Below are 23,869 nucleotides of genomic sequence, written 5' to 3'. Positions count from 1 at the left end.
TTTCTATATTTATTATATAATTTAATCATTAAAAGTATATAGTTTTAACTTTATAATTATATATCAAATAAAAAATCCACGATAAAATTCATTCTCACTATAAGTTATGGACCTATAAAGTGAAACTTTAATCAGTGGGGCGGTTTATCCCCTACTGATTATTTACCCGTAAATACCGGGATGAAAAGGAGCGTAATGAACATGGCATATACTACTATATCTATGGAAATTTTCGGATCACCTGAACAAGTATGGCAATTAATCGGAGGTTTCAACTCCCTTCCAGACTGGTTACCTTATATACCTAGTAGTAAATTAACTGAAGGCGGTCGTGTACGTCATCTAGCTAATCCAGATGGTGATACAATTATAGAACGCTTAGAAGTATTCAATGATAAGGAACGCTACTACACGTATTCAATCATGAATGCACCGTTCCCGGTCACTAATTATTTATCTACAATCCGGGTGAAAAAAGGTGCTGAAAGTAACACATCATTAGTAGAGTGGTCTGGTACGTTCACTCCTGTTGAAGTTAGTGATGAAGAGGCAATTAATCTGTTCCATGGTATATACAGCGATGGGCTCAAAGTATTGCAGCAAGCATTTCTAGATTAATTAATATAATTGATTGAGAAGAAAAAGTTAATTAACAGTCAAATATTCGACTTTGTGGTTAAATTCATTATGAAAGATAAACAAATACAACTTTCATGCCTGCTTGTTAATGACAAGAAATAAAAAATACTACCTCCAAATGGAAGGTAGTATTTTTTTATTAATCAGGAAAAACAATTAATCCCTCTTCTTTTTCCTCTTGTTTTAAATCTTCTTCTGGGAAGGTTACAGTTGAATTTTTATCACCTGTTCTTTTTGTTTCTTCACCTGGAAATACGAAAGTTGAATTTTCTTTTCCTTCATTTTTTTCTATGTTATCTGGAAATACCATAGGATCATTGGTAGTCAAATCACTATTATATCCAAGGTTAGACAAAATCGCCCTTAAATCTGGTAAAACCCCTATTTTATCAGATGATGGGTTATTAGACTTTGTGCCTGTATTTGGATTACTTAAAATTGCTCTCAATTCTTTTGGTGAATATGCCTTACCTAAATGTTCTTTAGCAATCCCTTGAATCGATACAGCAGCCCCAGCAATTATAGGCGAAGCGCTAGAAGTACCACGGAAATTAGGAGTATAACGATTAATTATGTTCTGATCTGTAATTTTTTGTCCTTTACTATTTTGATTTTGATATGTATCTAATGTATCAACATATTCTCCCCAACCATATACATCAATTCTACTACCATAGTTAGAGAAAGCTAAACGTTTATGAGGAACTCTTGCAGTAGATGCTCCAACTATAATAGATCCTGAATCTTTAAAGTCTGGACTATTTCGATTTAAAATCTGTTTACCATTACGGTCTTTAAATTCATCTAAATCAATCCCACCATTACCAGCTGCTTCTACAATAATAATGCCTTTATCTGTCCCTTTGCGAATTGCGTTAAATATACTAGGATACACTTCGACTGGTAAAGGGTCATCTCCATATCCATCATATTTAAAGGATTCTTCAATTAATAAAACATCTCCAGCCTGTAAAGAATCTACGGCACTTAAAATAGCATCTCTTACATCGATTCTCCCATTATCTCGGATCACTGAAATTACTTTTGCCTTTGCTTTTGGTGCAATCCCAATGTTCCCAATTCCATTGTCAGCTGCAGAAACAACACCTAGAACTGAAGTACCGTGAGAAAGATCATTACTCATTTTTCCAGACATAAATTCAATATTTTGACCGACTAAATCTTCATGATTTAATAACCAGCCTTCTTCCAAATCTACAAAAGTTGCTCCCTGACCATTTCCTCCTTTAATTCCCCAAGCATAAGGAGCATTAATTCCTAAAGGTGCCTCTTCAAGATATCCCTGTCTCGAAAATCTAGGTTCATCATAAGGATTGACTGATAATACAGGCCCTCTCGAGCCAGTTGTTGTGTTTATACTCTTATTAGAACGAACTTGTATTTTACTAGAATCGTTATTAGCAGCATGTACTGTATTTGTTACAAATGTCGTACCTACCCCAGCAAAAGTTGTAATTGCAAGTGATGATATCAACATACCCTTAAAATTTTTCATTTTTCCACCTCTAGTTTTCTATTAGAAATAACATATTTAATAATTTGTACGAACAAAAAACATTTTATCTCATTATAAAAATTAATAGATTTTTATAACTTTTTGATTTACATAAAAACTCCCTTCATTCTTGTAATTCAATGTGTACATTTCAAAACAACGAACTTATTGTAACTATTATAGTTACACCTTTATTGATTTTCAACTACGAAATATAAATTTTAAAAAATAAATTTATATTACTTTAAAACAGTACTAGCCTTTTACGCACATACAAATGCAAAACGTTTGTCCAAATTACAGCAATCAATAAGTTTATGGACTGCGAAAGAAATAAGAAAAACCGGGAAAACCACCCGGTCCTTTTTCGTCTAGCGAAAATCCGATAAATTGTACATAATCCCATCAATCCCTGTGTAATCCTGCGGATACATATCTTCACCACATCGTTCACAGGAAAACCTAGGCGGAACAATCGAATCTCCTACATCCATGATATCAAATCTTCTTACCACAGAATCGGGAATATTTTCTGTTTGAGCACAGCCTACACAAACATACTGTACATAGCTAATTCGCTTATGTCCAACTGTGTTTTTCTTCTTTTTCTTTTTTCGATGTTTGCTTACTGGCGAAATAATCAATCACCCTCTTTAAATAATTTCGCGTATTTTGGCATAAAGCTACTTTTATTTTCCATTCTCTGCTTTCTAGGCAGACTTCCCCCTTGTATTCATAAAATGATTCACATTTTGGACAAAGAAGAGGATCTTTTTTTCCACTCGCGATAACTCGTTCCCTCCACGTCTGACGACGTAGTGTTTTTTTCACTTTTATTATCCAACGTCTGGCTTTCTTTTGCCATTCATTTAATAGTTTTTTACATAATGTTTTAATTCGACGTGCATACATGCCATAATGACGAATCATTTTGAATTGCTCATCTGGAATATGACGAATTAATCGAGAAATAAACTCTTCTACAGATATCGTTTCTACTTTTTTCCTCCCATCTAATTTGTCCGTATATGTAAAAGAAACAGATTGCCCATCATATTCCTCGATCCGGTTCAACCCAATAGCAGGTCGACGAATATAGCGGCCAATATACCGAAGTTGTTTTTTTACGTTTCCTTTCTGTTTCGGAGCATGTACATAGAAGCCTTTCCCATTATCAGAAAATGCTTTTTGAAGTTTCGATTGAATTGGCTTTTTTTCTGCCACCGTGAGCTCTTTTCGAATCAGTTTTAACACGATGGTTTGCCACTGTTTCCGAAGCATCTCAAACGGAAGAAAATCATACCCTTTCCACTCTCCAATCTTTGTCATCCCACCCATTGTAACAAGTATATGAACATGCGGATTAAAATTAATTCTAGTGCCGAAGGTGTGAAGACCTACGATAATACCGGGTGTTACCTTAATTTTCTTTTGAAAATAATCCACCAACAGCCTGGCGGCCTCATCCATAAAAATCTTTAATAAATGGCGGTGCAAAAGAAAAATATCTCGAAGTCCTTCATCTACGGTAAAAATAACATGACGATGATTCACCTGAAGTACGTCTTCTGAAAGAAGTCTACTCCATTCTTCACTTTCTCCTACAGAACAAGTTGTACAAAATCGTCCTTTACAACGATAAGGAACTTTTCGAACATGATGACACCCTTCACATACAAACAATTTAAATCCATTTTCAGGGTCTCCACACCCTCTAAATTTTTCAATTTCTTTCAAAACAACTGGACGGATCCTCGCTCCATATTTATCTTTAAATCGTTCCCAATGATTATGTTCATCAAAGAAAATACGTTTTAATATATTTGCTTCCATAACTAAAAAATATCACAATCTAGCGCATTATGGAAATTCCAAATATTGTTCAAAATCCCTTACATAACAAGCTTTCCAAGGAAGCAATTCGTGCTTAAAAACTTATACTTTCTTATCTTTTAAGAAAAAGCAAAACACTAAGTGCTTTGCTCCTTATAAAATCCCTTTTAACTTTTCACCAATTAACTTCGCTACATACTCATAACCTTCTGGTCCAAAGTGTAATCCATCTTTTTCATCATTTTCTACAAATCTTTTATAATCCCGTTCTTGAATCATTTCAGCGAATACGTTTAGAAAATAACTTCCTGTTTCCCTCGCCACTTCCTCCACCACGTCTGCATACTGACCAAGTACTCTATTTGTTCTGTTATGCTGTCTTTCTTCATCAACTGGTGCAGGACTAATCAGTAGTACTTTATTTGATGAAATTTGGTTCACAATCTTCTCTAAGTTTTCTTTATATGCTTGTAATGACACTTGAGAAAAAGGGACTGCATCATTCGTACCAAGAAAAACTGTTACGAAATCTGGTTTATATGATATTACATCTTCTTCAATTCTATTTAACGCATCAAATGTATTATCACCTGGAATACCTGCATTCACTATTTTCCAGTTCGGAAACACCTCTTGCAAACGTGGTGTTAATCTCGGCATTCCATTAAAAAATGTTTCATCAGCTGTAATACTATCTCCAAAGCATACTAACGTTTTCATTAAGCTATTCTCCTCGTATATTAATATTTAAGCCCTATCTCAGGCTTAGTTTTTCTCTCTAATAAGAGTCCAGTAATAAAGAAAATACTTGGACGTCTCAAGATATTTCTAGATAATGGTCTTAGGATCATTTGGGACAATTCTGTATTCCCCTGTGGATTTACCACACGAAAAGAGTGTTTCTCAGTGAACGCGCGGGGCTCCCTACTCGCAGGCTGAGCAGCCTGATCCTCGAACCTAGATGTTAGTAGCTCTAGGGCGGCTTTCGATTCAGGACTAGCTCTTATACACGAGGTTGTTGGTCGGCGTACACACTAGAGATATCTCGAGACGTCCAAGCAATGATTCTAAATCGAAAGGAGGTCTCTTACGTGAGATTATTTGTTGGTCTAGATGTAAGTTCGTTTGATATGAAAGTTTGCTTTTTAAATGGTGAAGGAGAAAAGCTAGATTCTTTTTCAGTCAGTAATGACTTACCAGGTGCACAGGTACTTAAAGAACGATTATTACAGTGCACAACCAATCAAGAGGTTGAAACTTTAAAAATCGGCTTAGAATCTACATCTGTTTACAGTTTTCACCCATCCATGTTTCTCCATCATGACGAAGACTTAAAAAGATTTGGCACAAAGGTATTTCTTCTAAATCCAAAACAAGTCGCAAACTTCAAGAAAAGTTATTCAGACATGAATAAGACTGACGAAATTGATGCCTTTGTCATCGCTGATTATTTACGATTTGGGCGAAATCAAATGTCCATCGTGAAAGAAAGTCAATACGTGGCATTACAGCAATTAACAAGAGCTCGTTATCAACTCGTTAGAATGTTGACAAAGGAGAAACAACATTTTCTACAACACCTAAGTTATAAATGTAATACGTTCTCACAAGAAGTCGATTCTTCTATATTTGGTAACGCCATGATGGAATTGTTCCTTGAAAAATTCAGTCTAGAAGAGCTAGCTGACATGCCTTTAGAGGAACTCGCTGAGTTCCTACAGGAAAAGAGTAAAAATCGATTTGGTGACCCGAAATGTGTCGCATCAACCATTCAAAAGGCTGTTCGCACGTCGTACCGTTTAGATAAGGTGGTAGAAGACTCAATCGATATTCTTTTAGGAACATCAATCGAAATCATTCGTACCTATCAAAGACAAATTAAAGAACTAGAAAAATCTATTAAGCGGATCATGGCTGGATTAACGCAAACATTAGAATCCATTCCTGGAATCGGGCCTATATATGCCGCTGGTATTATCGCTGAAATTGGCCAAATCGAAAGATTTGACGATGAAACCAAAATCGCAAAATATGCCGGGTTATATTGGCGTACATACCAGTCTGGCCGGTTCACCGCTGAAAATACTTCATTATCTCGTAATGGGAATCATTACTTGCGGTATTACTTAGTTGAAGCCGCCAACTCTGTAAGAAAGCATGTATTGGAATACCAAGAATATTACGCAAAAAAGTATAATGAAGTACCAAAACATCAACACAAACGTGCACTCGTTCTAACCGCAAGAAAATTTGTGCGATTGGTGGATGCGCTACTACGTAATCACCAACTCTTTACGCCTGAAAGGTGTGTGAAAGTGTGACATAAAACTTGTCATCGCTACCTTTCAATCAATTCCAGTATTTTACATGCGGTGCTGGTCTAGTTTCGTGATGTCTTTTTTAAGCAATTTGTCCTTTGATAACTTCAAAATATATTATTTTTCAGTTGACATACTACCGCAGGTCTTTTACGTATGAAACAACTTTCCTTCTATTGCTTTTATATATCTTTCAGCAGAACGTTCAACTGCCTCATTTGCATTTTCTTTTACTACTCGATGAAAAGCGTTGTATAAACGATTAAACTGTAACGGCTTCACTCGATTCACCATTTCTTCCACTTTTCTCGCTGGTAGTGGAATTAAGTTTGGATAGCTGTACATGAAGCTTACCCACCTTTCATCCGCTACAACTTGAATAATATCACCTGTTAACAAAATCCCTTTTCCATCATTACCTTCTTCCCAATGTAAGACAGATCCACCTTTAAAATGTCCCCCTAAACGATGAATGACTAATCCATCAGCTAATTGTAATGACTCTCCAGACCAGTAAATAATACGACTACTCGGGCGCATTACCCACTCTTTATCATCTTCATGTATATAAATTGGTACATCAAATGTCTCCGCCCATTCTACCTGCGTTGAATAATAATGCGGATGAGACAATGCAATTGCATCTAATCCACCAAGCTCTTTTATCTTCTCAATTGTCGTTTCATCTAAATACGTAATACAGTCCCATAGTAAACGATATGACTCTGTTTTCACTAGAAATGCAGTTTGACCGATCGCAAATCCTGGTTTTGTCGTAATACTATAAAGTCCATTTTCCTCTTCGATTATTTCATTTTTATATGTATCACCTGTTTGTAAGCTTTCTAGTGTCGTCCAAGATTGTCCTTTTTGGTTAACATATTGCCTCTCTTCATCACAAATATGACAACTCACCGGTTCTTCTACACTCGCTGCATACTGCACACCACACGTTGTACAAACGAAATTTTCCATAATAATTCCCCCTATCCCTATTTCTTTATTAAGCTGACTTTTGTTGATAATGATCTGCTTTTTTATTTTCAATTAACAAACTTATAAAAGTAAGTAAATAGATAACTGTAACCGATAATGGAATTACAATAAATCCTTTTTCTGCAAAAAGAATCCCACAAACTGACGTTACAAATACAGTCCCTACTGACAATAAACCATAACTTTTACTTTCATAAATCCATACGTACGGAATAAAATGAACACCTATTAACATCGCTACTACAAAAGGTAACCATTCTGGAAATTGAAAATAGGCAAGTAATACAAGTGGAATATTCAATACATTTATCCCACCAATTAAGCCTGCCAAAACCCCTAACGGATTTCCTTTCGCAAACATATCAATTTTCAATATAGCAGCTATCATTAAGCCAAAAGGAAACACACAGCCCATACCGATTAAATATACCCACACCACTTGTTTTTCAGAAAGAACAAATCCCGTTATACTCATAACTATCCAAAATAAAACGCCGGCTAATATAATCGGTAAGCCTCTCTTCGTTTTTATTGCTAAATCCTTTTTCGCTTCTGCAACATTCATTTCACTATCTCCCCCAAAAATATTTGTGCTATAAAGCCGGCTTAATTTCACCCATCCAATAACGCCAAGCTATTAAATAATCTTCTAAATCTTTCGGGTGGTGTCTTAAACATGTGTCTATACGTAAATATAATCCTATGACTATTTCTTCATATAAATCACAGTCTTTTTTATGAAATACACACTGTTTCATCGCATAATTAATTGTTTCTTTTGTTAAATTTTCCGGAGTTGAACAAAACGCGTAAATTAAATCGTATATAGGATCTCCTAACACTGGTAAAGGATCAATTACACCGTGCAGTTTATTCTCTTTAAATATAAAGTTATGAAATCCAAGATCACCATGCAATAAAAATGGCTGATTTATTCCAGCATCCCTATTTGCTAAATTAAGAACCGTTCTATACTCTTCTTCACTTATGTAACGTCTTACATTTTCATGAGCTTCTATCACATTTGTTGTTAAAAATTCACTCCAAGATTGAAGCAGATTTTCTTTCCATCCCCAGCCATCAACCTCTGTAACCACTTCATACTTATTGATAACTTCCTTTACAAGTTTACAAAGAACACTCCGTTTATGGCCTAGTTTGCAAGACGTTGTGCCCTCAAGGAATGAGTAAACAATATAGCGATTTAAAGGTTCCTTATATAAAAGCTTTGGAAATAATTCGTCCTTTTTATAAAACTGAAGAAAATAAGCTTCTTCACGTATGACATCCGATTCATTCAACTTTACAACGTATTGTTCATCCAACAAATATACAGTACTTGTCGTTCCCCCGTTTAATGCTTTTACGCTATTTGGATAATGTGAAATAACTTTTTCCTTAATTAGTTGTGCAGTGATTATTGAAATTTCCATTCTCTCACCCTTTAATTCGGAATATTCCCTTAATTTAAAAGACAACTTTACTATTATTTGACAAACGTGAGGGGAATCCTGCCAACCATCCTAATATAGCAAACAACAATTTTATTTTATTACAATGGCTTTCTTCAATATTCCATCATATAGTTCATTCCATTTATGGTAATGTGATGTGATTTCATCACTCTAAATGCTCTTCATATACTCTAATAATTTCTATTGCCGGGTCTCTGTCTTGTAATTTATGAGCCAAACTTTCTACACCAAACACTTCTGTAAAAGTATGACTGCCTACAATTAAATTAATCCCTTTAAATTTCGCATGTTGCACTGTATATAATGTTTTTTCACCTGTTATGTACGTGTCACATCCTTTTTCTAATGCACGTTCAATTAAATTTGTATTGTTTCCTGCACCGGTTAAAATCGCAATCCGTTTTACTGGTTTATCATGATTTCTCCAGCTCTTCACTTTCTCTTCCATTTTTTCTTCCAGTTTTCCAACTAAGTTTGAAAAAGGAATCGCTTCTTTATATTCTCCTATTCCCGGTAGTTCTTCTTCCTCATACGTGGAATATTCTAGTATTGTATCTATCCCAATTCCGTTAAATAACGACGTACACGTGCCAAACTTTACAAAATCTAACGGCAAATGAATCCAAAAATGATTCATTTTATATTGCTTCAATTTCTCAATACAAGCCTTTTCCATACCAAATAAAAAACTCCACGGCGCATGATGTGTAACTATCATATCGACTCCATTTTTATACGCTTCTTCAATTGTCTCTAATGTCAGATTTGTTGTGTAACCGATTTTGTGAAATTCATCTTTACTTATATGAGTAAAACCATATTCATCATCGCCATATTTGTGAAGATGCTCTTCAAATAATGATGTTATCTGTTCGTTAAACTGCGTTATATTCATTTTATTTCTCCTTTCATTTACTTTTATATTTCAAAAATAAGGAAATACTAAATAACAACGTTACATACATATAGGAGGACACCATGAAACCTGAATTTTTAAAAGCTGTACATGATGCTATCGGAAATGTCGAACACATTCATATAGAAGAAAGCGGTGCTGACAGCTTACTTATCCATCATGATGATGCACAGCAGTTACAACAAGTTGCTGTGGCGTTAGAAAATAATAATTTCCGCTCCGCTTTAAGAACAACCGGAAATGCTTCGTACATTGAAGTATTGAACAGATAATGAAAGTCCGGATGTATTCCGGGCTTTCTTTTTTATCTTGCTATTCACCGGGCAGTAAAACCCCCACTGATTAAAGTTTCACTTTATATTGAAACTTCAAACTCTTTCACATACACCGCTGTTCCAGCAATATCTATTTGTAACTTCTCGTTTTCTATCTCTTTCGTTACATAAACAGTTACACGACCATCTTTATTTATTTCCTGTCCTTGCTCAACGATTAAATCCATTTCATGTTCAAAATCTTTCTCTAAATACTCCGCATAATACGCTCCCATTACACCTGAAGCTGTTCCTGTCACTGGATCTTCAATCGTCCCAGCGTAAGCTGATGAAAAATGACGGCCGTGCATTTGTGCTAGTTCATCATAAGTTTCTAGACAAATTGGGTGAATAGAAGCATTAGGTATTTCTTTTAATACTGATGGAAATGCAGCATTATTAGGTTTCATTCTCTCGCATGCATTAAGATTTTTAATCGGTACAATTACAGTCCAATTACCAGTACTTCCATATACAATCGGTAAACTTACATCTAAATCATTTATTTCTAAACCAATACTATGAGCTAATTTTTCTTTTGAACCTGTAAATTCTTTAAACTGAGGTGCTGCCTGTCTCATTTTAATAAAGGTTTCTCCATTTTTATTTACACCTATTTGTATCGGTAAAATCCCAGCCTTCGTTTCAATCGTAAGGTTACTTTTCTCTTCTAATAAACCTTTTTCGCGCAAAGCATATATCGTCCCTACTGTCCCATGACCACATAAATCCATTTCAAAACCAGGTGTAAAATAACGCATTCTTATATCTCCTACTTCTGAAGAAAGAACAAAAGTTGTTTCGTTATATCCAACTTTTTCAGCAATAATTTGCATTTTCTCTTCCGTTAATCCATCTGCTTCTAATACAATACCTGCTGGATTTCCCTTATTTGGTTTATTCGTAAATGCGTCGTAATGAAATACGTTTATAGTCTTCATTTTCTTTTCTCCTTATTTGTTCATTTCTTTATTTTTATAATAAATAAGAAAATCCATCCACTTACCATTCTCTAAAGAAAACGCCTCTCTCTCGCATTCAAAAGAAAAACCTGATCGTTCCGCAAGACGAACAGATGGCTCATTATCAACATGTATATGTAATTCAATTCTATGAAAATGAAGACTATTATAAAATAACGATAACGCAGCTTTCACGCTTTCTATGCCATATCCATTTTTCCAGTATTGATTATGTATGGAATACCCCATCATCGCCCATTGGTAATCCATTCGTAAAATTTTTATCAGCTCTAACTTTCCAATATTAGCTCCGTCTTCTTTACGAAAAATGCCTAATACATACATCTCATCTCTATGTGCTGCTTCATCAAAACCTCTTATCCATTCCGTGAACCATGCTTTTGTTGATGATACCAGAACTTGATAGCCATCGTCATATTTATACTGCGATGGCAGTCTCTTATTAAATCCATCTAACCAACTTTCGTAATCATCTTTTTGAAATGGACGGATAATGAGTCTATCCGTCTCTACTTCTAATAACGGTAGCTTCATTTAATTTCATCCCTCGAATTATTAATTGAATATTCTTTATTATCTTACACGAAATACAAAATCTAGTAAATTATTATGTTTTTGATACATAAAAACCCAGTCATGCTTTATACATAACTGGGTTCTCCATCGTTTCATAATTTTCTATTTCATAAGAACTACATCTCGTAATTCCCTCTTCAACACTTTTCCTAAAGCATTTTTCGGTAATTCTTCTATGAATACCACTTCTGGTATTTTGTAACTGGCTAATTTCTCCTTACAATACTGAGTAATACTTTCTTCTGTTAATGTTGTTTCGCCATCCTTCACAATGTAAGCTCTTGGAACTTCTCCCCAAAAGTCATCTGGAACTCCAACTACTGCAACTTCTAAAACACCATGTATTTCATGAATAACATCTTCTACTTGATCTGGATATACATTGTCACCACCGCGTATAATAACGTCTTTATATCTTCCCATAATATGCAGGAATCCATCGTCATCTATCATGCCAGCATCACCCATGTTAAACCAGTTATCTTTTACTACCTTCTTTGTCGCCTTTTCATTATTCCAATACCCTTTAAACATGTATGGACTTTTCACATGAATCTCTCCAACTTCATTTGTTGTTAGTTCATGTCCTGTTTCCGGATGAACAATTTTCACCTCTACATTTTTCAAGGTTTTTCCTACTGAAGACATCTTTTCTTTTCCCATCATTGGATGCCATGAGGTTACAACCCAACCTTCTGTACTACCATAGCCTTGCACCATATATATTCCTTTTTCCATATATTTTTGAATGAGTGTTTCTGGCACTTTTGTACCACCGCTTTGTGCTACTTTAAAGGTTGAAATATTACGTTCTTTTTTATTTAATTCATCAAGCATGTAACTATAAACAGCTGGGAACGCAAGCATCGTAGTAATTTTCTCTTCTTCAATCTTATCCCAAATAATAGCAGGATTCGAATCAGCTAAGAAAATCATCGTAACGCCATGATAAATACAATTTAAAATAGAAAGCACGCCACTCATATGGAACAATGGATGCACGGATAAAAAACGTTCACCTGCTGGGATTTCTCTTTGGCCCGCAATTTCAGCAAAATAATGATGCAAGTTTTTATGTCCAATTACACATGCTTTCGCCTGTCCAGTCGTTCCTGAAGTAAATAAGTAAATGGCATCGTCTTCTTCATGAACTTCTACGTTCGGTTCTGACGTTGGCTGTTTTTGCAACTCTAATTCAAATGAACCAAAGCCTTCTTTTGTCGTTTGAATTACATAAGGGATTTCTTTAACAGCATCAATCTTTAATAATACTTCACTAAATTCTTCATCAATAACTAATACTTTTAATTTCGCTTCTTTTACAATCGTTTCTAATTCATAAGCAGTAAGCTGATGATTTAGCGGAATACATACCGCTCCAATTTTTAAACTTGCCATCATAACGCTTGGAAACGGGTGATTATTTTTGCATAGTATTCCTATACGGTCTCCTCTTTGCACACCATTATGTAACAAATAATGTGCAAGCTGATTTACTCGTTCATTATACTGCTGAAACGAATACCTTTTCTCTCCGCCTACAAGCGCTTCCAAATTTGGTGATTGCATTGCTCTTTTTTGTAATAATTTTTGCATCGTTCTCAAGTAAAACTCCCCTTTATATATGTTAGGTTTTTTATTTTACCAGATTAACTATTAATTTACTAAAGATTACACTTAGTGAATATAAGAAGAATATAAAATAGCCATTTACTTCACAAGTAAATGGCTATTTTTCATTATATATTAGAATACTTCTTGTTCATCACATATTGCACATATTCAGGTGCACTTTTATCAATCTCTTCATCACTTAGTTTATATTCTGCACCATATAAATAAAAGGAAGGTATAAATTCCATACCTGTATATAAGCATGTAGCTTGGAATGGTTTCGTCAACTCATCCATTGTAATCCCACTATTTTCATAGTCTTTTTCTAATCCACCTATAGAAATAGCTACACCAAATTCTTTTCCCTTCACTTTATCTCCTTGTGATCCGTATGCAAACCCATATGTTAATACATCATCGAACCATTTTTTCAATAAAGGTGGTGAGCTGTACCAGTAGAGAGGAAATTGAAATATATATCGGTCATGTTCTACTAACAGCTTTTGTTCCTCTTCCACATTAAACTCCCAATTCGGTGCCACTTTATACAATTCATGCACCGTAATTTCATCCGAATATTTCTCAAGTTCTTCAATCCATCTTTTATTAATTTTTGATTTTTCAATATCAGGATGTGCTACAATTACAAGTGTTTTCATCATTTTTCATCCCCTTTATAAATTATTCAACCCTTTACGTATTAGTATGAATGAGTCACATATAATTGAAAAGTACGTACTTTAAAGTGCTATAGGAACCTTAAAGTACCTGTGGAGGTGTTATATGAATCAAAATGATGACTGCCCAATTGCAACGACACTCGATGTAATCGGCGGAAAATGGAAAGTTCATATTTTATGTGTCTTAATAGATGGAAAAATGCGAACAAATGAAATCCGACGAGAAATTCCAAACATTACGCAAAAAGTTCTGACTCAACAACTTCGGCAACTTGAAGCTGATGGAATTATCCATCGTACTGTATATCAAGAAGTTCCACCAAAGGTTGAGTACACAATAAGCGAATATGGGAAATCTTTAATGCAAATTATGGATGAACTATGTGAATGGGGAAAAGATCATCAATTGAAAAGATTACATGACTAAAAAAACATTACCGTCTTTATTAAATCTTCTACATTCATATTAGTAGTTCAATATTTCTACTGAAATTTTATATTAGAGGGACTCCAACAACTCGTAATTTAGAACCCCAAATCTTTCAGAAATAAAAAACAATAACATTCATCTATAAATACTCTTTATAACAAAAGTATCTTATACTTTTCACCTTATATTTTGCTCGGACAATTTTTATTAATTGAACCGCATCCTAGTTGTTAGACATATAGTCAACAATTTGAGATGTGGTTTTATTAGTCGAATAACAGCTCTCATCAACTTTAATAATCATGACTGCAGACAAAATACTTTGCAAAGAGTTCCTGTACAAGGTGATTTTTCACATAGACTTACCAAATAGCATTTTTATAAAAAACTTCTCACATTTAAATTGGACAAGCATATTTTATTATATGAGGACTCCCTACTCATAGAAAACTACCTTTCTATTCTAAGAGCGCGCATATTTGTGTGCTCTTAAATTATTTACAATAAAATAAAGAGTTTATTAATTTTCTTAATTCACTATCGGAAAAGTACCCATAATAATATCTTTATATTTATCTATTTTTTTTTTTTGATTTTTATAAAACTATATTATTTTGGAGTTGGTTAATACGTTACAAAAAACTGACCGTGTAATCATTATGGTCCCTCCATTTTCACAAGTGTTTGTTACATTTTACTCCTCATCAGGAGCACTTCTTTCATCACAAGTCTTATCTAATACCTCTCCACACCCTGTATCAATGTATGCACTTAATGAAATTGAAAGCGAATTATTTGAAGTCGAGTTAAAACCACTACTACTTCATTAAAACTACGAATAGCGGAAAGACCTTTACAACTCCCATATGGAACTACAGCAGTAGCATTTTTAGCAAAAATAGCACAAGCAGAAGAAGCTGCAGAAACGATATATAGCTTTAACTACACACTTACTATGTAGACTTCTCCTAGGAACTTCATTTTAGTTTCCGAAGAAACTAAAATGAAGTATAATTATATATGTACAATAGATATCATTAATCTATTTACAATTTTTCACATTAGCTCTTAAACAATTAAATAAATGGAGGGCATGATATGGACAATTATTATGATGTAGCGGTAGTTGGTGGTGGTCCAGTTGGACTTATGGCAGCATGTGAATTAGCTATCCAAGGCGTAAAAGTTGTTGTTTTAGAGAGAAGATTAGACCGGGTACGAAATTCTAGAGCACTCACACTACACCCTCGTTCCTTAGAATTGATGGCTATGAGAGGTATTGCAGATAGATTTTTAGCTAGAGGACAGAAATTAAATACAAGTCATTTTGCTGCCTTAGATACAAGATTAAACTTTAAAAATTTAAATACTGATTTTCCGTATACACTTTTTATTCCCCAATCTATTACAGAAGAAATATTAGAAGAACATGCATTAGAATTAGGCGTAGTCATTAAACGCGGGCATACTCTGAAAGACTTAAAACAATATGAAACATTCGTACAACTAGAAATAGAACAAAGAGAAACAATATATAAAATAGAAGTTCCATATGTAATAGGAGCTGATGGAGCAAGAAGTATAGTTCGTGAATTATCAAATATACCGTTTAATGGAACAAACACAACAACTACCGCTATATTAGGTGATGTTATTTTAGAAGGTATACCAGATAATCCATTTTTATCTACTTCTAATATAAATGGGATATTAATGATGGTACCTATTACACCTGATGTATTTCGTTTTGCAATTATTGACCCTAAGAATCAGACAATACCTGTTCATGTTGCTGTTACAGAAAAAGAGTTTATAGATAGTATTTATAGTATTACAGGTAAACATCTTCAAATTAAGAGCACAATATGGCTTTCTCGTTTTGGCAATGCAACCAAACTAGCAAATACTTATCAACATAAGCGTGTATTCTTAGCTGGGGATGCAGCACATATTCATTTCCCTGCTGGAGGACAAGGTTTGAATGTAGGTCTACAAGATGCTTTTAATATAGGATGGAAATTAGGACTCGCAATAAAACAAAAAAAATATGAAAGCCTATTAGAAAGTTATCATATTGAAAGACATGCTGTGGGAAAACAATTTTTCAAGGAAGTACAAGCGCAAGAACAATTAATGATAAACTTTTCAAACGCAGGAATGGAATTGAGGGATTTATTTTCGTACCTACTTACATACCCCGAGATAAATCAAGATTTATCTGAAAGAGTAAGTGGCTTAGGGATAATGTATTCGTCGATGCACGATATAGAAAGGCATCCATTGATAGGAAAAAGATGTACAAACCTCACTATTTCTTCTCTAAATAAGAAAAGTTATAAACTCTTTGAATTAATGCAGGATGGTAAATTTATTTTATTAATACACCCTACTTATATAGATAAGATAAATAAAATAAATATTGATTCACACATAAAGGTGATAATAGGAGAAATACAAGATTCCAAGTTAAAAAATATAGATACCGTTTTGATTCGACCGGATGGTCACATAGCCACCATTGAGTATACCAAGATAGATAACTGCGAATAGTCCGAAAAAATAATCATCCATTGTATTAGTGATACAAAATAAGTTCACTTTTATAAAACGAAAAGAATCCTATTTATTTAGGACTCTTTTCGTTTTGCCCATCTCACTATTTATAAAAACATATCTACAAGGGAAGAAACACTATATTTACAGTTAACTATAAAATCCCGTTCCAAAGGACTACCCAAAACTCCTCACCTATATACTCCCATGATCAAAAATATTTGTCTCTATTTCATATAAAGTATGAAAAGCATCCATAAAGATAAAGCACCAAGGATAGCAAGCACTATACGAGTAGATAGTACTCTTACTTCAAAATCGGTTTTCTTGGATGGTTCAGGATATGCAATTACATAAATCCCTTTTAATAGTGCGAGCCATGCAATAAGTGTAATGAGTCCCTGCCAATTAAGTGTCCAAACATTATGTAAGATAACAGTACCTAACCCGAGGAAAATTGATAGAAAGCCATACATAATTCCAAATCCTCTGTCTTCTACCACTAATTTTTTCAGTTCACGTAGTATAGATGGTCGTACAAAAAGTATTCCTGAGATGATAACCGTTATCCACCCCCAAAAAAATCCTAAAAAAAGGCTTACCTCCATTGTTACTCCACTCCTTTCAATTACATTTATATTTCAGTTATTTTCCCTTTAGTATTAGATCTATAGATAAAAAACTAAAAATGTAACTTTGGAGTAAAGTCGTACTCTTTATAAAATATTTCATGTGTACATAAATAATCCTTCACCTTACTAATTTTTAATAAAATAAGCTAATTAAGAAGTATAACAAATTAATAACCACCCTACATACAACTTATGTTAGTAAGAAAATCACATGCACTTATACATATTACTTTTGTATAAAATCTTAATGTAGTCAAAGAATTACTTTTGCATCCTCTTCTTAATGTCTAGACAATCAGTATTTAAACTAAACATGCTAATATTGATTTTGTGCGATTGTCCGTTACCTCATAATAAATTTCTAATCCTTTCCGAGTACCTGTAACCATTTTAGCAGCTTTTAGTTTAGATAAATGTTGACTAATTGTACTTTGAGGCATTTGTAAATCCCCATACATTGTTGTTACATTAGTAGGGCCTTTTGCAAGCATTATTTTTACTAAAGATAGACGAACGGGATGCGCCAATACCTTTAACACCTCAGCAATTTCTTGAAACATTTCTTTTTTTTCTCTCATCTTATTTCTCCCCTTTTATATACATATTTATGTTATCCATATATATAATTCGAAGGTATATGCGTTTTTATGTCCGTCATTTTAAAAAAATATAAAAAAACTTTAATCCGAAACTAAAGGAGAATCTTAACATAATGTCTCACCACTACTCTATATTCAACTTACTAAAATCAATAAAAAAAGAGCAGATAGTCTGCTCTCTTATGATGCCTCCTTATGTTCCGTGGAATGTTTAACACTCCCCATTCTCTTTAGTTTATTCCATCCTACCGCTACTCCTCGAAGCGATGAACATATAGATTTAATGACAACATAAGTCATAAATTGACGATAAATAAAGCGTTGTAAAATTAACCACACTAACGGTTTAGGGTTCTCTTCCTCTAATTTAAATGCAAACAGAGATGCGAGCAGATCTAATAAAAAGAATACAAAATAAAATCCTAAAACTTTTAGCGGATCGCTACCAAATAGCCCCATGATCATTAATATATCCGCTAAAGGAGCAATGAATTGCAGAACATATTGGAATAACCACATGTTAGGCAATGCAATAAACCCTAATGTTTTATGTTTTGAATTACACAAAGCTTTTCGATGTTTCCAAAGACATTGGAGCGTACCATATGACCAACGATACCGCTGTTTAATAAGACTTTTCACATCTTCAGGTGATTCCGTAAAAGCATACGCTTTTTCTTCATATACAATTCTATGCCCTTGACGTAAAAATGTAATAGTAAGATCCGTATCTTCTGCTAATGTATCTTCGCTTAAATATCCAGATTCAACTACATTCTTCTTGCGCCACGCCCCAATAGCTCCTGGAACAACTGTAATACAATTTAACTCATCAAAAGCTCTACGTTCTAAATTAAACCCTGTAATATACTCAACATGTTGCCAAGTAGTTAACAAATTTCGTCTATTCCCCACTTTAACATTACCTGAAACTGCTGCTACATTCTGATCTTCAAAGTGTCTAATCATTAGAGAAATGGCGTCTTGCGCAATAATAGTGTCCGCATCTAAAGTAACAATGATTTCTCCTCGCGATTGTTGAAACGCTAGGTTCATTGCCGATGATTTCCCGCCGTTTTCTTTCTGAATGAAACGAACTTTAGAGTGTTTATAAAATGTTTCTTTCATTACTTTTGACGTATCATCTGTCGATCCGTCATCCACAACAATAACTTCAAATTCTCTATAATTACTATCCAAAATTGAGCGAATCGTCTTAGCTATCACCTTTTCTTCATTATATGCCGCTATGACAACACTAACAAAAGGTTGATATGACGAATTAATATAGCGAGATAGCGTTTTTCTTTTCTGCTTCCATGCAAAATAAATTAAGAATAAGAATCGAAAAATCCCTAATCCAATAGCAACATAAAAAATAGTTGTTAATATATGTTTAAAGTATCCTGCCCCTGAAAAGACAGCTTTATTGTAAAGTAAATATTGCTTCCCCTCTGAAGAAACAGGAGGCATAATTTCCTCTCGTTCTTTATTCATTAAATCCGAGATTGTTACAAAACTATATCCATGCTTTCTTAGGTCTTTAATAATGATTGGGAGCGCCTCTACTGTATGGGTACGATTCCCTCCCGCATCATGAAGAAGAATAATATTTCCCTCTCCCTTATAAACGGGATTAAGAGCACGCTTTACTAATTCATTTGTTGATGGTGTTGCCCAGTCTTCGGGATCCACTTTTTCTGCTACCATTGTATAGTTCATATTTTGTGCCCGTAAAATAGGCACTATTTCATTTGAGGAATCCGGGTTAGCATCCGCTTCGTATGGTGGCCTAAACAAAACTGTAGAATGCCCAGTTATTTCCTGGATCAGACGTTGCGTCGTATTAAGTTCTACTTTTGTTCGTAGTAAAGACGTATCAGCTACGTTAGGATGCTTGAAAGTATGATTGCCAATTTCATGCCCTTCATCGTATATTCTTTTTACAATACTAGGATTTAGTTGTGCGTTTTCACCAAGGACAAAAAAAGCAGCTTTTATTTTATTCTCTTTTAATATATTTAAAATTTCTGGCGTATATTTCGGGTCTGGTCCATCATCAAATGTTAATACTACTTGTTTCCCTTTCGGTTTTCCATATCGTTGCACTTCGTATGCAGATGGTAAGGATTGATATACTTCATCTGTAAGATAACCATCTTTGCCTACTTTAAAATCTCTCAATCCATTTTTTCTTTCATTCTCAATCTGTAAAATTTCACCTTGTCCAGAATAATTTACTTCATCTAAACTATTGATTTTATGTAATACATTAGGATTTTTTTGTGCCTCAATAGGATTTTTTAAAACTTTCCATATTGTAGGATCTTCTGCTCCCAATCTCCATAACGCAACCCCCTTTGCATTGTTGTCCATTGCGATTTTCACTTGATTATAGAGAGTAACACCGTCTAAGAACCATGCAGTATGTTCTTTCTCTCCTGTTTTATATCTAAAATAAGGATTTCCACTCATGTTATCCCATTGAATTTTCATATTTGAATCATGAGCCATTGCCATAACTTCTGAGAAAGTTAAAGACTTCGCAGCTTCTTTACTATTCACTTCCCAATCATATCCATAGTTACCGAAAGCAACTATAAGCTTATTAGACGGAATATTCAGTTCTTTTAATGTATGTTGGAACCATTTATTTGAAGCAATTGGTCCTGGTTCCCCGGCTCCATAGTGCTCATCGTACATCATTACAATCATTCGATCTATTATTTTTGCTAACGCACTATAATCAAAAGCCTTATCATTAGCTGGAACATCTTGTGTAACGAGCAAATCATGTTCATGAAATTCCGTAGTAAGTTCTTTCATAAAATTTGTTAAGTTTTCTCTATCACTTTCAGGTACGGCCTCAAAGTCAATATTAATACCTGAAAACTGATTCTTTTTAACTTGGCTTACTAAATCATTAATAAATTTCGTCTTCACATCATTCGGCGAATTCAGTAACTTATGGATAAGCTCACTATCAGGGCCAGAAGCTTTTTCTGTATAGTTAGTAAGTAACGGCATAATTTTCACATGATTTTTTTTTGCTAGTTTTACAATCTCAGGTTTTATCTCACTTCTAATCGTTAAATCTTCTTTTAAATGATACCATTCTGGTACTAACGTGGTTAATGAATCGATATTTTCTTTTAAAGAAGCGGTACTATTTTCATCCCAGTTTACATAAAAACCATACACTTCTTTAGGTTGTTTACTATCGTTTGTCGAATTCACCAAATTTTTATTATCCTTCATTTCGGTATTTGGCTTGAATTCTTCGTTCTTTAACTGCTCCTCACTAAGTTTTTGATTAATTGGTACAAGTTTCGTATCTTGTTTTACAGTAGGATTCATGTTTGGAATTTCTGGTGTTGAAAAAATACTTTGAAAGAAAAAATAAAATACAACACCTACACTAACTATTGAGATACATAGAAACCAAATAAAGGCTATGTTTCTCCTTCCTTTCGGATCATAAAAAACAGGTTTTTCTTTATCTTTCTCTTGTTGAATGTTTTTCTCCATTATATTTTTCACATACTCCTTCTTAATAGAACTATAGAATAATAAAGTGCAACTTTAATCAGCCCTCACCAATTGGGCATTTACAAGCAGCCCAACCCCCACCTAACTTCTTTGCCCAAGCCAAATTTTGAGATGGGAGTTTTACTGCCCACAATAGCGAGAGAAATCCTTTTAGCTTTGAAATGAATCTCTCACTTCCATATTCTATTGATTCTTCTTTTCATTCCCTTGCTGGTGGCCCCTATTTTCTTGTTGAGACCCCCTACCATTGTTCCCTTGCTCGTTTCCATCATTTTCTTTCTGGGGTCCTCTTCCATTGTTTCCTTGCTGATTCCCATTATTTCCTTGTTGAGATCCTCTTCCGTTGTTCCCTTGCTGATTTCCATTATCCCCTTGTTGAGATCCTCTTCCGTTGTTCCCTTGCTGATTCCCATTATTTCCTTGTTGGGATCCTCTTCCGTTGTTCCCTTGCTGATTCCCATTATTTCCTTGTTGAGATCCTCTTCCGTTGTTCCCTTGCTGATTCCCATTATTTCCTTGTTGAGATCCTCTTCCATTGTTCCCTTGTCGGTCCCCATTATTTCCCTGTTGAGATTCTCTACTGTTATTCTCCTGTTGATTCCCTCTATTTTCTTGCTGGGATCCTCTTCCATTGTTTTCTTTTATTTGCTTCGATGGCTGTTCTTCTGTTTTCTTTTGTTCTTTATGCTCTGGCTTCTCATATTTTTTTTCTTGTACGGGAGACAAATCCGGTGATGCATCAGGAGATGACTCCGGCTGCAATTGTATCTCTTCTTCGTTTTCCACCGGATTAGACGGCGTGGCAGGAGGCGTAAGCGATTTGTTCTTCTCACTCTCTTGCTTTATATAGACACCTGTGCCAATTCCAGCTTTTCTAGCATTCTCTCGTACTTGCATTGTGCTACTTTGATATTCAACTGTAATATGTTTTAGCTCATATTCTTTCTTTAATTCTTTCATCGCCTTTTCCAACTGTGGTTCTAGTGCCTTGTCCTTTGCAACAGCTGTTAGCATAACTTGCTTATCATTCGTTAAATACTTATCCTCTTGACTTTGCTTTATAATCCTACGTATTACTTCTTGCAATTGTTTATTTTCCCATTGCTTCAATTCTTTTAAAATACGCCTTCCATCATCATTACAAGCCTGCAAATCTATAACACGAAAATCCTTTGTTACGCTCACCTCTAAACTTGGATTTATATCAACTGAGACGTAAGCAAATACTTTTTCTTCTGGTTGGTTGTAGAAAAACAGCACTGCAAATAGAAAACAAGCAACAAGTATTGATGCAGGTTTTAAAAAGGAAGGGATCGAAAAATGCGATGCTTTTTGTTCTTGCTCATCAAATAAGATTTCCTCCCCGATTATGCAAGAATCCCCTTTTCTTTTACACGTAATAAACTCTCCATTTGGTGTTAAAACAACTACGCTATGCTTTTTTATATCCATCACAATTCCTTTATTCATCATGCTTTTCCCCTCTTATGTAATCCAGAATATATGTATAGTTGTTTGCAAAAATAATACACATTGCAATAATGTATTTTCTATGTCGTTCCAACGTTTTACGACTTACCCTAACACGTGGTTCTATATGTTTAAGCGGTAACTTTTTCTTTCGGAACAGCTCTTCCATCATTTCCTCTTCTTTTATAATAATTTTTACAATTTCTATTAAGTGCTCACGTGTATCACGATGCTTAGGAGATTCTTTAGCAAGCTCTGAGAATGTGATTTTAAACTCAGCTAGCACACTTTGAAAATGAAGAATTTCCTCCTTACGGTTACTATTTTCCATCTCTTTCATATACTCCGTAAGCGATACTTGCATTTCTAACATTTCCTCTTGCTCATCTTCTTTTAAAAAGACAAAGTTATGTTTAGACTCCTTACGTATATAGTCAATTACATCTCTTTTTATAAGAAGATCAGCAAACGCTAAAAAGGATTTTCCTTTTGTATATGAATACTGTTCAATTGCTTCGTTAAACGCAAACAATCCAATGCTATATTCATCATCCTGTTCTGTAATATATCGGCGGCAGACAGATGAGATTGATTTTCTAATAAAAGGCTGATACTGTACGATAAACGCTTCTTTGTCTTCTTCGTTGTTTTGTATGTTACATACGATATCTTCTATTTTCGGTTTTCTTAAGATCTTCATTACTAAACTCAACACTTGTAATCTCCCAGCCTCCTTCAAATAGCAAAATGGCCACTACACAAGTGACCATTTAACC

The 23,869-nt window shown here is 34.3% G+C and carries 21 protein-coding genes; 5 read left to right on the top strand and 16 right to left on the bottom strand.

Features of this window, described 5'->3' with window-relative positions; genetic code table 11:
• Window positions 1-201: 201 nt before the first annotated feature.
• Complete coding sequence (locus MHI28_RS30590) at window positions 202-618, top strand: SRPBCC family protein (RefSeq protein WP_340828435.1); 417 nt, start codon at window positions 202-204, stop codon at window positions 616-618.
• 160 nt (window positions 619-778) lie between these two features.
• On the opposite strand, the gene MHI28_RS30585 is transcribed toward MHI28_RS30590, so the two are convergent.
• The 3 genes from MHI28_RS30585 to MHI28_RS30575 form a co-directional block, all read right to left on the bottom strand.
• A complete protein-coding gene (locus MHI28_RS30585) occupies window positions 779-2,155 on the bottom strand; it encodes a S8 family peptidase (RefSeq protein WP_000787690.1) in 1,377 nt (458 codons plus the stop codon).
• Window positions 2,156-2,734: 579 nt separating this feature from the next.
• Window positions 2,735-3,988 carry an IS91 family transposase gene (locus MHI28_RS30580; RefSeq protein ID WP_100910182.1) on the bottom strand — a complete coding sequence of 418 codons (1,254 nt, stop codon included), beginning with the start codon at window positions 3,986-3,988 and terminating at the stop codon, window positions 2,735-2,737.
• Window positions 3,989-4,141: 153 nt separating this feature from the next.
• Window positions 4,142-4,708, bottom strand: coding sequence for an SGNH/GDSL hydrolase family protein (locus tag MHI28_RS30575; protein ID WP_000855216.1), 567 nt, complete (start codon window positions 4,706-4,708; stop codon window positions 4,142-4,144).
• 371 nt (window positions 4,709-5,079) lie between these two features.
• Between MHI28_RS30575 and MHI28_RS30570 the strand changes: the two genes are divergently transcribed.
• Window positions 5,080-6,309, top strand: a complete 1,230-nt coding sequence (locus MHI28_RS30570; RefSeq protein WP_100909797.1) for an IS110 family transposase — start codon at window positions 5,080-5,082, stop codon at window positions 6,307-6,309.
• Between the two features lie 147 nt (window positions 6,310-6,456).
• On the opposite strand, the gene MHI28_RS30565 is transcribed toward MHI28_RS30570, so the two are convergent.
• The 4 genes from MHI28_RS30565 to MHI28_RS30550 all read right to left on the bottom strand — a co-directional run bounded on the left by MHI28_RS30565 (window position 6,457) and on the right by MHI28_RS30550 (window position 9,672).
• On the bottom strand, window positions 6,457-7,281 hold the full coding sequence (locus MHI28_RS30565; protein ID WP_000427247.1) for an MBL fold metallo-hydrolase: 825 nt from the start codon (window positions 7,279-7,281) through the stop codon (window positions 6,457-6,459).
• Window positions 7,282-7,309: 28 nt separating this feature from the next.
• The gene (locus MHI28_RS30560) at window positions 7,310-7,867 is read right to left on the bottom strand and encodes a DUF7010 family protein (protein WP_001099746.1); all 558 of its coding nucleotides are present in this window, start codon (window positions 7,865-7,867) and stop codon (window positions 7,310-7,312) included.
• Between the two features lie 28 nt (window positions 7,868-7,895).
• Window positions 7,896-8,735, bottom strand: coding sequence for an aminoglycoside phosphotransferase family protein (locus tag MHI28_RS30555; RefSeq protein WP_000406147.1), 840 nt, complete (start codon window positions 8,733-8,735; stop codon window positions 7,896-7,898).
• A 187-nt stretch (window positions 8,736-8,922) separates the two neighbouring features.
• The gene (locus MHI28_RS30550; RefSeq protein ID WP_001027991.1) at window positions 8,923-9,672 is read right to left on the bottom strand and encodes a Nif3-like dinuclear metal center hexameric protein; all 750 of its coding nucleotides are present in this window, start codon (window positions 9,670-9,672) and stop codon (window positions 8,923-8,925) included.
• 83 nt (window positions 9,673-9,755) lie between these two features.
• On the opposite strand from MHI28_RS30550, the gene MHI28_RS30545 reads away from it, so the two are divergent.
• Window positions 9,756-9,965 (top strand): hypothetical protein, encoded by a 210-nt coding sequence (locus MHI28_RS30545; RefSeq protein WP_000801655.1) that lies wholly within the window; start codon window positions 9,756-9,758, stop codon window positions 9,963-9,965.
• Window positions 9,966-10,048: 83 nt separating this feature from the next.
• On the opposite strand, the gene MHI28_RS30540 is transcribed toward MHI28_RS30545, so the two are convergent.
• The 4 genes from MHI28_RS30540 to MHI28_RS30525 all read right to left on the bottom strand — a co-directional run bounded on the left by MHI28_RS30540 (window position 10,049) and on the right by MHI28_RS30525 (window position 13,839).
• The gene (locus MHI28_RS30540) at window positions 10,049-10,948 is read right to left on the bottom strand and encodes a PhzF family phenazine biosynthesis isomerase (protein WP_000849332.1); all 900 of its coding nucleotides are present in this window, start codon (window positions 10,946-10,948) and stop codon (window positions 10,049-10,051) included.
• Window positions 10,949-10,960: 12 nt separating this feature from the next.
• Window positions 10,961-11,524, bottom strand: coding sequence for a GNAT family N-acetyltransferase (locus tag MHI28_RS30535; protein WP_000775342.1), 564 nt, complete (start codon window positions 11,522-11,524; stop codon window positions 10,961-10,963).
• A gap of 144 nt (window positions 11,525-11,668) precedes the next feature.
• Window positions 11,669-13,162 carry a class I adenylate-forming enzyme family protein gene (locus MHI28_RS30530; protein ID WP_079997362.1) on the bottom strand — a complete coding sequence of 498 codons (1,494 nt, stop codon included), beginning with the start codon at window positions 13,160-13,162 and terminating at the stop codon, window positions 11,669-11,671.
• Window positions 13,163-13,305: 143 nt separating this feature from the next.
• Complete coding sequence (locus MHI28_RS30525; protein WP_002082441.1) at window positions 13,306-13,839, bottom strand: NAD(P)H-dependent oxidoreductase; 534 nt, start codon at window positions 13,837-13,839, stop codon at window positions 13,306-13,308.
• Window positions 13,840-13,963: 124 nt separating this feature from the next.
• On the opposite strand from MHI28_RS30525, the gene MHI28_RS30520 reads away from it, so the two are divergent.
• Window positions 13,964-14,287, top strand: coding sequence for a winged helix-turn-helix transcriptional regulator (locus MHI28_RS30520; protein WP_001072962.1), 324 nt, complete (start codon window positions 13,964-13,966; stop codon window positions 14,285-14,287).
• A 1,101-nt stretch (window positions 14,288-15,388) separates the two neighbouring features.
• Entirely contained in the window at window positions 15,389-16,840 is a 1,452-nt protein-coding gene (locus tag MHI28_RS30515) for an FAD-dependent oxidoreductase (RefSeq protein ID WP_000371167.1), read from the top strand.
• A 230-nt stretch (window positions 16,841-17,070) separates the two neighbouring features.
• On the opposite strand, the gene MHI28_RS30510 is transcribed toward MHI28_RS30515, so the two are convergent.
• The 5 genes from MHI28_RS30510 to sigI all read right to left on the bottom strand — a co-directional run bounded on the left by MHI28_RS30510 (window position 17,071) and on the right by sigI (window position 23,808).
• Window positions 17,071-17,451, bottom strand: coding sequence for a hypothetical protein (locus MHI28_RS30510; protein WP_000453955.1), 381 nt, complete (start codon window positions 17,449-17,451; stop codon window positions 17,071-17,073).
• A gap of 326 nt (window positions 17,452-17,777) precedes the next feature.
• Window positions 17,778-18,053: an ArsR/SmtB family transcription factor gene (locus MHI28_RS30505; RefSeq protein ID WP_001208312.1), complete on the bottom strand. Its 276-nt coding sequence runs from the start codon at window positions 18,051-18,053 to the stop codon at window positions 17,778-17,780.
• 201 nt (window positions 18,054-18,254) lie between these two features.
• Complete coding sequence (locus MHI28_RS30500) at window positions 18,255-21,602, bottom strand: glycosyltransferase (protein ID WP_000414294.1); 3,348 nt, start codon at window positions 21,600-21,602, stop codon at window positions 18,255-18,257.
• 204 nt (window positions 21,603-21,806) lie between these two features.
• Window positions 21,807-23,096, bottom strand: a complete 1,290-nt coding sequence (locus tag MHI28_RS30495) for an anti-sigma-I factor RsgI family protein (RefSeq protein WP_000981215.1) — start codon at window positions 23,094-23,096, stop codon at window positions 21,807-21,809.
• Window positions 23,086-23,808 (bottom strand): RNA polymerase sigma factor SigI, encoded by a 723-nt coding sequence (gene sigI / locus MHI28_RS30490; RefSeq protein WP_002082432.1) that lies wholly within the window; start codon window positions 23,806-23,808, stop codon window positions 23,086-23,088. The genes MHI28_RS30495 and sigI overlap by 11 nt, the downstream gene beginning before the upstream one ends.
• Window positions 23,809-23,869 lie beyond the last annotated feature (61 nt).

It is taken from the genome of Bacillus sp. FSL K6-0268 (assembly GCF_038005425.1).
In the GTDB taxonomy this organism is placed as follows: Bacteria; Bacillota; Bacilli; order Bacillales; family Bacillaceae_G; genus Bacillus_A; species Bacillus_A thuringiensis_S.
Note: the sequence above shows the minus strand (reverse complement) of the source record. Positions and strands in the feature narration are given on the sequence as shown.